The organism is Streptomyces pseudoechinosporeus (assembly GCF_054783935.1).
In genome coordinates, this window is sequence record NZ_BAAGPS010000058.1 from 33,742 (window position 1) to 45,798 (window position 12,057).

6 protein-coding genes are annotated in these 12,057 nt (G+C 69.2%); 3 read left to right on the forward strand and 3 right to left on the reverse strand.

Features of this window, described 5'->3' with window-relative positions:
• Positions 1–141: 141 nt before the first annotated feature.
• Entirely contained in the window at positions 142–4,119 is a 3,978-nt protein-coding gene (fxsT, locus tag ACYVO6_RS37795; protein WP_461069409.1) for an FxSxx-COOH system tetratricopeptide repeat protein, read from the reverse strand.
• 282 nt (positions 4,120–4,401) lie between these two features.
• Positions 4,402–5,919 carry a VMAP-C domain-containing protein gene (locus ACYVO6_RS37800; protein WP_461069411.1) on the reverse strand — a complete coding sequence of 506 codons (1,518 nt, stop codon included), beginning with the start codon at positions 5,917–5,919 and terminating at the stop codon, positions 4,402–4,404.
• A gap of 101 nt (positions 5,920–6,020) precedes the next feature.
• Between ACYVO6_RS37800 and ACYVO6_RS37805 the strand changes: the two genes are divergently transcribed.
• Entirely contained in the window at positions 6,021–7,784 is a 1,764-nt protein-coding gene (locus tag ACYVO6_RS37805; protein WP_461069413.1) for an ABC transporter ATP-binding protein, read from the forward strand.
• A gap of 159 nt (positions 7,785–7,943) precedes the next feature.
• On the opposite strand, the gene ACYVO6_RS37810 is transcribed toward ACYVO6_RS37805, so the two are convergent.
• Positions 7,944–9,002 (reverse strand): ABC transporter substrate-binding protein, encoded by a 1,059-nt coding sequence (locus tag ACYVO6_RS37810; RefSeq protein WP_461069415.1) that lies wholly within the window; start codon positions 9,000–9,002, stop codon positions 7,944–7,946.
• Between the two features lie 410 nt (positions 9,003–9,412).
• Here ACYVO6_RS37810 and ACYVO6_RS37815 point away from each other — a divergent pair, with 410 nt between their 5' ends.
• Both ACYVO6_RS37815 and ACYVO6_RS37820 read left to right on the forward strand, forming a co-directional pair.
• Positions 9,413–11,209 (forward strand): S8 family peptidase, encoded by a 1,797-nt coding sequence (locus tag ACYVO6_RS37815; RefSeq protein WP_461069417.1) that lies wholly within the window; start codon positions 9,413–9,415, stop codon positions 11,207–11,209.
• Between the two features lie 169 nt (positions 11,210–11,378).
• On the forward strand, positions 11,379–12,056 hold the full coding sequence (locus ACYVO6_RS37820; RefSeq protein WP_461069419.1) for an AIM24 family protein: 678 nt from the start codon (positions 11,379–11,381) through the stop codon (positions 12,054–12,056).
• The last annotated feature ends 1 nt before the right edge of the window (position 12,057 follow it).

Below are 12,057 nucleotides of genomic sequence, written 5' to 3' on the forward strand. Positions count from 1 at the left end.
AACGGTGATGAACCCGCGGGCCGGTGGGGGCTGGTCGCTCCCCCACTCTCGGCTTCGCTCGAGCGGGGGGATCCCCATCGCGGCGGAGCCGCATATGTCACAGCCCCGCGCCCCTTGCGGGGCGCGGTCCCGCACCGGACTTCACAGCCTCAGCGGGTCGATGTCGCAGTTGGCCCGCAGGCCCTCCTTGGCCTCCACCGTGGCCGGGTGTGCGGTGCCCGGGTCGGCTCGCAGCCGTGGGGCGTCGAGAACCCGCTCCATCCGCTCCAGAGTGTCCTGGCGGAGTGCGGTGCCCTCTTCCTCGGCACCGACGGCGATGAGGTCCATCGCGAGGTTCACGGAGCACGCCAACGTGGTCGGGTGGTCCGGGCCGAAGGTGGACAGGCACAGTGGCAGCGTCGTCTCGCCCCGGGTGCGGGCCTCGGCGTGGTTGCCCAGAGCGGCGAGATCACTGGCGAGGTTGATCGCACAGTTGAGGGTGGTGGGATGAGCCGCGCCGAGCCGCTCGGTGAGGGAGGCGAGAGCGGTCTCGTCCAGGCGGTGCGCCTCCTCCGGCTGGCCGAGCAGCCTAAGGGTGACCGCGAGGTTGACGTCCGAGGCCAGGACATGCGGATGGTTCGGGTCGTAGACCTGGCGGTAGTCCTTGCAGGCGTTGACGCCGCGCGCGCGGGCCGCCTGCAGGTCGCCGTTCTGGCGCAGGGCCACCGACAGGGCCAGCGCGGCGGACAGCGACTGGGGGTGGGCGTCGCCGTAGCGCCGGGTGAACCTTCCGTAGGCCTCCGTGGCCAGTTCGAGAGAGCGGGCGTGGTCGCCCGCCTTACGGCAGGCCTCGCTGAGCTGGCGCATCACACCGATGGTGGCGGGGTTTCCGCTGCCGAACACATCGCGGAACGCCTCCAGTGCGGCTTCCTGGAGGGCACGCGCACCGACGTAGTCCCCCATCTCCCGCACGTCGATGGCGACGGAGTTCTCGGTGATGAGAGTCCGCTGGTCGTCGCGGCCGAACACCCGCAGCTTGAGTGCCAGCGTGTGCTGGTCCAGCTCCAGGGCCCGGCCGAACTCACCGGCCAGGCGCAGGCTCACCCCGAGGTTGTGGGCGGTGTTGAGGGTGGTGGGATCGTCCTCCCCGAAGGCCCTGCGGGCCCGCTCGTACGCGATCTCGTCCAACTCGGCCCCGGTGGCGAACCTGCCTTCGGCGCGGCGTACGGCGGCCTCCATGTTCATCGCGTCCAGGGCGTCCTCTCGGGTGTCCTCGCCGTCGGCGGGCGCGGTCCGCGCGTAGATCTCCCTGAGCTGGGCCACCAGCCTGGCCGCGTCGTCGAAGCGGCCCACGACCATATACACGAAGCAGAGCCACTGACCCATGAGGCGTGTCTGCTGGTCCTCCTCGCCGAAAATGGTGCGCCAGGACTCCCAGGCCTGTTCGGAGAAGTCGAGCGACACGTCGTGGTCGCCCCAGTAGTAGAGGTAATTGGCAATGTTCATGACCAGCTGCCGTACCCACGGCTGGTCGGACTTGATCGCTTCGGAGGCGATGACATGACCGTAGAGCTCCGCATACCGTGGCCAACTGGCCGGGCTGGTCGGACTTTTCGGGTCGGCGGCGGCCAGCAGGGTGTGGGCGCCATGGCGCATGCGGGACTGCTCCTCGGGGGTCATGCGGTTGTTCAGCACGAGCTGCACCAGGCGATGCATCTCAATGGAGTTCGTGCGATGGTCGATCCGCGCCAGGGAGTAGCGGTTCACCTCCCTTATGGCCCTGGCGAGCCTCATTGGATCGTTCAGCGTCGCGTCCAGCTCGGGGAAAATGCTGCTGTTCCCGAGGCCGGAGAAGATGGACCGGGAGATCGGGTCCGGGGCGAAATAGGAGCACAGCTGCAGCAGCCGCAGAGCTGACGGGCTGCGGGTTTCCAGATGGTCGAGGGACACATTCCAGGCTGCGGCGACAGGCAGTTGGTAGTCCGGCGGCGGGGCCACTTCGAGGAGTTCGGTGCGCTTGCTCTCGAACAGCCGCAGGTATTCGGAGGCGGGCATTCCCGTCTCCGCCCGCCAGGCGGCCGCCTGTTCCAGTGCCAGGGGCAGGTCGCCCAGTGCCTCGGCCAGCTGATCGGCCTCGTCGTCCTGCAGCGGCGGCCCGGAGCGGCGCAGCAGTTCCTTGCTCTCCTCGCGGGTGAACACATCCACTTCGAGGGATCCGCCGACCAGCCCCCACCGCCGGTTGCGGGAGGTGACAAGGATCGTTCCGTTGCCGCCGGTGGGGAAATAGTGACGTACCTGCTCCGGACTGTCGGCATTGTCGAAGATGAGCAGCCAGCGGGAGAAGGGCCGCCCCTCGCGCAGCGCCTCGCGGACCGCGGGTCCGGCGATATTGGCTTCGGTGCTGGTCTCGATACCCAGGCGCCCGGCAAGCTCCACCAGCGCCTGCCCGATCTGGCCGGGCCGCTCCGCGGGAATCCACCACACGATGTCGTACTCCGACTGGTGGCGATACGCGTACTCGATGGCGAGCTGTGTTTTGCCGACACCTCCCATACCATGAATCGCTTCCGGCAGAACCGTGGTCGTGCCTTCCCGCAGACGCTCGTCGAGCTGTTCCAGCAACTCCATGCGGCCGGTGAAATTGGGGTTCCGGGGCGGCAGATTTCCCCAGACGCGCGGTTGTGATGTGCGGTCCCCCGGCACCGTTCGCGGGTGCGTAGTCGACATCTCCGATGCTCCTTCAGAAACGTTACGAGAAATGGGGGAATCACCGTGTTCAGCTGTCCCCGAGCCGGACGGTGCGGGGCCCGTCGAAATGTGTGGTGTTTTCTCCAGGCTGACTGCGTATCGCCGATCGTGCCAGTGCAACACTCTGGCCAACATGTCGGTGCGCTGCGCATAGCGGCCGGACAACGCCCGCAGAGCAGCGAGCTCCACGCGGAGGAATGCGATATTGCGACTGTTCACGCGCGGCATGGCCAAGGTGTCCAGCGGTTCGGTGGGCGGCGGCAGAGGCGAGCCGCCTTCCTCTGCCTCGTCGGCCAGTAACGCGCGTACGTCACGCAGAATCCGCGCGGTGTCACTCCGGCGTCCCAGCGCGAGGAGTTCCTCGCGGATGTCGGGAGCGAAGACGAACGTCACGTCCGCCGGGCCCTCGCCCCGCACTCCGCTGGGCCGGACCAGACCGCTCATCAGCAGTTCCGACACGTGGACCGGACCCGCGCCCGGAGTGGTCTCCACGATCCGGTGGATGACGGGAAGACTCAACGGCGCGGCGGACAGCCGGGTCGCGAGGGTGAACGCCGTGGGGGAGGCGCCCGCCCGGAAGTCCGAGACACGCTCCGCCGCGGGCACCGTGCTCTGCGGGTCGGGCACGTACTCCGCCCAGGGCAGGGCGCGCGCGGCGTCGGGCCTGCGCTTCCACTCCCTGGCCTGAATGGCGGACAGGTCCAGCCAGTGCGGCTCCTGCCCCGAGACCAGGCGTGTCAGGGCCTGCGCCCAGCGGTTGGTCAGCGCGAGGACCGGTACGACGACGGTGCCGGTGTCGTCCCTTTCGGTCTCGTGCCTGTCCGTCTCGTGCCTGTCGGTCCCGTGTTCGCCGGAGTCGGGTAACTCCACCGGGGCGACGCGTGGTTCCCAGTCGAACTCGCTGTTGGCCGCCCAGGCGCGCGGGGCGCGGATCCGCACCCGGGAGACGTCGAGCCCCGTACGGAACCACAGCTGCTGCGGCAGCATGTGCACCACGGCGACAGAGCACGTACGCCCCCACGCGCGCAGCAGGGGCAGTACGGCGCCCGATCTCCATCCGGCGGCCAGCCCGTCGGTCAGCACCAGCACCAGGCGGCGTACCCGAGCGGCGTCGCCGAGCGGTTCCTCCAGGCGCATCCGCGCCGGATCGGTCTCGTCCGTCCTCAGCAGGCGCACCACCCGCACCCGGGTGAAGTCTCCCGCCCCATCCAGCTCGTCGGCCAGCTCCCCGACGGCTCGGTCCCACAGCTTCATCGTCACGTGGGTGTCGATGACGAGGACCGCCTCCGCGGGCTCCTGTCCGCCCGGCCGGCCGAGCCTGCTCAGGACGTGTGCGGCCTCCTGCCGTGCCCGCGTAGCAGGTGGGGGCCGCTGCCCGTCGTCATCGTGCATAGGTGCTCTCATGGCGTCGCGGTGACGGTGAGAGTTCCGCGGAGTCCCGCAGACCGCGGGCATGCGTGACGTCCACGGGCAAAGCCTCGCAGTGCGTCCGCTCTCCGGGCAAGTGCGTGCGGGGGCTCATGCGAGGCGTGGGCGACAGCATGCCCGGCATGACTGGGGTCCCGGCGCCAGGGTGGAACACATGTGCGTCAGCGGAAGCATCCAGGTGCACGGCGTGACGCCCCTTCCTCGCCGGGTGCGCGCGGTCCACGGGCGTGCGTCCGTACGGCCGGTTCAAGGCTTCACCGGCGCACGGTCCGGCCCGGAGGGGCCGGGTCTGCGCTCCGGATCGTCGACCAGGATCGCGAGATGGCGCCCCACATGGTTGTCCCATCCCTCCGGCCCCACCGCCAGAGCCTCCCTGCGCCATTTTCCGGCCCGCTCCACCAGGCCTGCCAGCCCTCTGTCCTGCACGATGTCGGCGACCGCCTCCTTGAAGGCGGGGTCGTCGCAGTCGCCGCGATGCCAGATCATCGCCGGTATGCCGGCGCGCAGAGCCGCCATGTACTCCTGCTGGCCGGACGGCGAGTCGGTGCCCGGCGGCTGGCTGAGCACCAGGCACACCGCGTGCTCGTCCTCCTTCAGCTCCAGTTCCAGGTGGAAGTGCGACCGGTCGGGACGGTTCCAGTACGAGTGGCTGTCCGCCGGCTTCTCCTTGAGATGACGCCACTTCTTGTGCCAGGGCCGGTGCCAGGCCGCCTTGCGCAGCCGCTCGAAGCTGCGGACCAGGACGGCGTAGTCCATCACCAGCGGTGTCGGGGACGACGAGGACGACTCCTTGTGCCACCACTCCACCGGCTCGCCCAGCAATTCCCACGGGAGGATGAACTCGAGGACGACCGGTTGCCTCAAATCCGCCCACCGCTCCTCGGTCTGCTCGATGAGCTGCTCGACCTCGCGGGGAAGATCGTCGCGGTGCAGGTGCAGCGTCTCGCCCGGCACGGGATGCCAGCCCTCCGCGTCCGACTGCCGCCAGTGGGAGAGGTAGTAACGGTCGGGATCCACACCGTCGGGCTCGAACTGGATCATCAGGTAGGCCGGCACCAGGGAGGGCGGCGGCTGGACGGCGCCACCGCGCTGCCAGTCCGCCATCTTGTCCTCCAGCCCCCACGCGCGGGCCTGCCCACGGTTCCAGCGGCGCAGCAGCTCCGCCGCCTCCCTCTGTCCGTCCTCCATGAGCTGATCGGCGGCCAGCGCCAGGAACGCCATGCTCACCGGGAGTTCGTTCGCGGCCGAATTGTCCCCGGCAAGGCGCAGGAAGACCGCCCAGCCCGTGTCGCACCACTCGGGGAGCTCCTGGATACGCGACCGGCTGGCCCGCCGCATCATCGCCGCGAGGCCCGCCGACGACCGCATCTCGCGCAGCACCGGCCGCAGGGGATGCAGATCGGCGCCGTCGAAGAAATCCACCGCCTCCCACTCGTCCACCAGACGCCGCAGCGACGCGATGGCGACGGACTGCTGCTCCACATATCCCAGGCAGCGCACCAGACATGACAGACCGTCAGGGATCTGTGTGCAGTTCTCCACCAGGCGCAGCAGCCACGGACGCAGCGCCTCGCTGCGTAACGGCTCCACCGGCGTGCCCAGTTCCTGGCCCAGCATGCTCACCCACAGCTCGACGCTGCTTCCGTGCCGCACCGTGGCCGACTCCTGTAATACGTCGACGACTTCGGCCGCCAGCTCATTGCGAACCCGTGCAGGGCTGCGCCCTTCCACCCCCGTGACCTCCCGATCGCCACCAACTGTCATCGAGTTCGTCGTACGTCGTAAACCGTCTTGATAGTGGCGACCAGCGTACGGCTACAGTTCCAACCACGTCAGGGTGTCATCAATGCCATACGGGGAGCGCCGTGCAGGATTCCGAGCCGTCTGCCCCGCCCGCCGTGCCGCCTTGGCGGCTGTTGCTCGGATATGTGCGGCCGCATCGCTGGGCGTTGCTGGGCGGGGCGGTTCTGTCGTTGATGACCGGGGCGACGGGGCTCGCGTTGCCGTTGGTGGCCCGCGGGTTGATCGACGACCTGCAGCACGACCGTGCCATCACCGGGGCGTTGCTGGCCATGTCCGCGCTCGTGGTCGCCAATGCCGCGATCGGGGCGCTGGGTGGCTACGTACTGCGGTACACCGCCGAGTCCGTGGTGCTCGGGGCGCGGCGCGCGCTGGTGTCGCATCTGCTGCGGCTGCGTATCGCCGCCGTCGACCGCAGCGAACCCGGCGATCTGATGGCCCGGATCACCTCCGACACCACACTGCTGCGCGAGGTCACCACCGATTCGCTGGTTGGTATCGGTACGGGCGGACTGACCCTCGTCGCCACGCTCGTGATGATGGGGGTGGTCGACCCTGTGCTGTTCGCCGTCACCCTGGGCGTGGTATTCGGCGCGGGCACGGTGATCGGGGTGATCGTGCCCCGTATCAACCGGGCCAGCAGGCAGGCGCAGAACGCGGTCGGCGCGATGGGTGCCTCACTGGAGCGGGTCCTGGGCGCGCTGCGTACCGTCAAGGCGTCCGGGGCCGAGCACCGTGAGGAACAGGCCGTGCACGCCGCAGCCCAGGAGTCGTGGCGGCAGAGCGTGAAGGCCGCCAAGTGGTCGGCGCTGGCCGGGAACACGGCCGGTCTGTCGATGCAGATCGCGTTCATCACCGTGCTCGCGGTGGGCGGGGCGCGGGTCGCGACCGGTGCTATCGACATCGGCACGCTGGTCGCCTTTCTGCTGTTCGTCTTCTATCTGATGTCGCCTATCCAGCAGGTCGTCGGCGCCGTCGCGCAGTACCAGACGGGTGCGGCCGCCCTGGCCCGGATCGAGGAGGCCCGGCAGCTGCCCGCCGAGTCGGCGACCGAACCCGCGCCGCTGCCCAGCCCCGGCGCCGAACCCGCCGCGGTCGCCTTCGAGAACGTCCGCTTCCGGTACGCCGACGACCTGCCGTACGTCCACCACGGCGTGACCTTCACCATCCCGCCGCGCGGCATGACCGCCTTCGTCGGACCGTCAGGCGCGGGCAAGACCACCGTCTTCTCCCTCATCGAGCGGTTCTACGACCCGGGCGAGGGCCGGATCACGCTGGACGGCCGGGATCTCGCCGACTGGGATGTGTCCCAACTTCGGTCCGCCATCGGTTACGTGGAGCAGGACGCACCTGTCCTCTCCGGAAGCCTCCGCGACAACCTTGTGCTCGGCAACCCCGGCGCCGACGAGAACGACGTACTCCGCGCCCTGAAGACCACCCGCCTCGACGGCCTCGTCGACCGGCTGCCGAACGGCCTGGACACCCTCGTCGGCCACCGCGGCACCAAGCTCTCCGGCGGCGAACGCCAGCGGGTCGCCATCGCCCGCGCCCTGCTGCGACGCCCCCGGCTGCTGCTGCTCGACGAGGCCACCAGCCAGCTCGACGCGGTCAACGAAGCGGCACTGCGCGACACCGTCGCCGATGTCGCCCGTACGACCACGGTCCTGGTCGTCGCGCACCGGCTGTCCACGGTCACCATGGCGGACCGCATAGTCGTCATGGACGCGGGCGAGGTACGGGCCGTCGGCACCCACCGCGAACTCGTGGCCGCCGACCCGCTCTACGCCGAACTCGCCGCCACGCAGTTCCTCGCGGCGGCGGACGCCTAGCGCCCCGTAGGGGCGCGGGGCTGTTTCAATTTGCGGCTCCGCCGCGATGGGGGTCCCCCCGCTCATGGGGGGTCCCCCCGCTCGAGCGAAGCCGAGAGTGGGGGAGGAGCCGAGAGTGGGGGAGCGACCAGCCACGACGGACCCGCAGCTTCGAACCGCCTACTCGGTCACGGCCTCTGCCCCCTTCACCGCCGCCGCGAGTTGCTCGAGGCGCGGCGCATACCCGGCGTGGCTGAAGCGTTCCTCGTTGGCCCACTCCATCGTCTGGTCCGCCTGTACGGCGGGCAGGCGGGCCCAGGTCGGCTTGGTCTTCTTCAGCTCGGCGGGCTGGAGGTTGCCGACGCGGTTGTCGACGAGGATCAGATCGGCCTCGTACCTGTCGGCGTTCTCCAAGCTGAGTTCCTGCCAGAAGCCGCCCTGGCCCGTCTTCTCAGGGGTGACGAACTCGACACCGAGCGATTTGTAGTAGCGCAGATCCGTGAAGGCGTCCGGGGCGGCGACGTACAGAAGGTCGGCCGACGCGGAGACCGCCATGACCTTCAGGCCGCCGCGTGCCTTGGCCTCTTGGCGCAGGGTTTCCGAGGCCGTCTCGAAGCGCTTCTTGGCGGCGGTGACCTTGTCTGCCTTCACGTCTGCGCCGAGAGAGGCGGCGAGTTCGGTGAAGCGGCCGATCACCTCGGTGAGCGAGCTCTTCGTGGTGAGGATGCCGACGCTGGGGGCGAGCGACTCGATCTTCTCGGCCGACTCCTCGGGGACGTACCAGAGCGCCGGCGGTTCGGTCATCTGGGCGATCAGGAGGTCGGGGCGCAGTTCGGCGTACTTCTCGACGTTGAACTGGGGGTAGACGTTGCCGAGGTTCGGCACCTTGTCCACGTCGACATCACCGGCCCGGAAGTCGGGCTCACCGTTCTCCAGCGTCGCAGGCCCGAACACACCAGTGCACTCGATCCCGAAATCCTGCAGAACGGCAGCCACGCCGATATACGCGACCAGCCGCTTCGGCGTGCTGTCGGCCTTGACCGTCTTCCCCCGGTCGTCCTTGAAGCTCCAGGCCCCGCCGGCAGTTCCGTCCCCCGTCGCCTCACTGTCCGAGCTGTCGGAGGCACCGCCACACGCCGTGAGTACGGCGCCGAGACCGACCGCACCGGCCGCTCCGAGAACGCCACGACGGGAAAGAGCTCGAGGGTACGAAGTGGGTGCAGGGCGCGGCGAGTTCATGGAACGCATCCTTCAGCGAGGGACCAACGCCTGGTAAGGCTAACCTAACTTGACCAAGGCCAGCAGTTCCGCCGTCCGATGCGGAACGGCGGGACGAGAGCGGACCGAGCGGGGGAAAGCGGTGTCTTCCGGTCCTCAACTGGGCGGCCCGTAGGGGGATCTCGGGCAGGGATCGAGGGTTTTCCCCGTATCCGGAGGATCAGGGTCCCGCCTATTGTTCGAACACAGCTGACCCATAGGTCACCCCCTCAAGGGTCGCTCGCGCCTGGCCGGCCGCCGCGTCTTTCTGATCGCACCTGTCTTTTCGATCGCACCCCCCGCCGCTTCGACGACGAAGCGATTCGAACGCTGCTCCGTCGCGTCACGTTGGGCGCCTCGCCCCGGAGCCGGCCCCCGAAAGGCACACACTCTTGCGTACTTCACGCTCCGCGAGACGGACGCTGATATCCGTCACCGCGATATCCGCGACGCTGCTGGCAGGCACCGCCACCTCGGTCGCCGCCGTCCCCACCGAGCAGACGAAGGCTGCCGCCGCCGAGCAGACCACCGCCGCCGCCGTGGCGGCCCCCGCCGAGCGGCTGATCGTCGGCTACAAGTCCGGCGCCAGTGAGGCCAAGTCGAACAAGGACGCCGCCGAAGACGCCGAGGCCAAGGGCAAGGACGCGGGCGAGAACCTCGACTTCCAGCGCCGCCTCGGCACCGGTGCCGCGCTCGTCGACCTGGGCGCGAAGCTCAGCAAGGCCGCGGTCGCCGACGTCGTCGCCGAGTACCAGGCCGACCCGCAGGTCGCGTACGTCGTTCCGGACCGCCTCAACAAGCCCCTCGCGGACCCGAACGACACCGAGTACAGCAAGCAGTGGGACCTGTTCGAGTCCACCGCGGGCATGCGCGTACCGGGCGCCTGGGACACCGCGACCGGCACCGGCGTGACCGTCGCCGTGATCGACACCGGCTACGTCACCCACTCCGACCTCGCCTCCAACATCGTCGGCGGCTACGACTTCATCGCCGACACCGCGGTCGCCGTCGACGGCAACGGCCGCGACAGCAACCCGGCCGACCCGGGCGACTGGTACGCGGACGGCGAGTGCGGCCAGGCCGAGGGCAGCACCTCCTCCTGGCACGGCACCCACGTCGCGGGCACCATCGCCGCCGCCACCAACAACGGCAAGGGCGTCGCCGGCATCGCGTACAACGCGAAGATCTCCCCGGTGCGCGTCCTCGGCAAGTGTGGCGGCTACGACTCCGACATCATCGACGCCATCACCTGGGCGTCCGGCGGCACCGTCTCCGGCGTGCCCGCCAACACCAACGTCGCCAAGGTCATCAACATGAGCCTCGGCGGTGGCGGCGCCTGCACCAGCGCCACCCAGACCGCGATCAACAACGCCGTGAACCGCGGCACCACGGTCGTCGTCGCAGCGGGCAACAGCAACGCCAACGCCGCCAACTACTCCCCGGCGAGCTGCAACAACGTCATCTCCGTGGCCGCGCTCAACCGCGCCGGCTCCAGGACCTACTACTCCAACTTCGGCTCGACCGTCGACATCGCGGCCCCCGGCGGCGAGACCAGGACCACCACCGCCAACGGCATCCTGTCCACGCTGAACTCCGGTGCGCAGGGCCCGGCTTCGGAGTCGTACGCCTACTACCAGGGCACCAGCATGGCCGCCCCGCACATCGCGGGCCTCGCGGCGCTGGCCAAGTCGGCGAAGTCCTCGCTCACCCCGGCCCAGATCGAGTCCGCGATCAAGACCAACTCGCGTGCTCTGCCCGGTACTTGCTCGGGCGGCTGTGGTGCGGGTCTGGCGGACGCGACCAAGACGGTGCAGGCGGTGAGCGGGACCGGCGGTTCCACGGGGGGCACCACCTTCACCAGCACCTCGGCCGTCTCCATCCCGGACAACGGCTCGGCCGTCGAGTCCCCGATCGCCGTCACCGGCCGCACGGGCAGCGCCCCCTCGGCCCTCCAGGTCGGCGTCGACATCACCCACACCTACCGCGGTGACCTGGTCGTCGACCTGATCGCCCCGGACGGTACGAGCTACCGGCTGAAGGCGTCCGGCTCGGACTCGGCCGACGACGTCAAGACCACGTACACCGTCAACGCCTCCAGCGAGACCGCCAACGGCACGTGGAAGCTCCGCGTCCAGGACGTCGCCGCCCAGGACACCGGCACCCTCAACAACTGGAAGCTGACCTTCTGACGGCCTGCTGACCAGGCTGACAACTTCAGACCGCCACCCCCCACAGGGGCGGCCGACGCGAGCGGGCGTCGGCCGCCCCGTCTTTCGTTCCGCAGACGGATACCTTCGGCGATGCTTCTCATTCCGTCGCCGGATGGCGGAACGTGCACGTCCGGGACACGATGCCCGCATGAAGGGTGACTTGTTTTCCAGTGAGTACATGGTGCAGCCCGCCACCACCGTGGGCATGAGCGTGCAGAACGCCAAGTCGATCCGATACATGATCAACGGCGAGATGCTCGCACGACAGGGGGCGATGATCGCCTATCGGGGAAACCTGCAGTTCGAGCGCAAGGGCCAGGGAGTCGGCGGCATGCTCAAGCGCGCCGTCACCGGGGAGGGGCTGTCGCTCATGGCGGTCCGCGGGCAGGGAGAGGCCTGGTTCGCGCAGGAGGCGCAGAACTGCTTCATCGTCGACATCGACCCCGGCGACGTCTTCACCGTCAACGGCCGCAACGTCCTGTGCTTCGACGCCTCACTGTCGTACGAGATCAAGACCGTGAAGGGCGCGGGCATGACCGGCGGCGGCCTGTTCAACAGCGTCTTCACCGGGCAGGGCAGGCTCGGCCTGGTCTGCGAGGGCAATCCGCTGGTCATCCCGGTCTCGCCGCAGTACCCGGTGTACGTCGACACGGACGCGATCGTCGGCTGGACGGCCAACCTCCAGACCAGCCTGCACCGTTCGCAGTCCATCGGCTCGATGATCCGCGGCGGCTCGGGGGAGGCGGTCCAGCTGATGCTGCAGGGTGAGGGATACGTCGTCGTACGCCCGAGCGAGGCGACGCCGCAGAAACCGCAACAGCACTGAT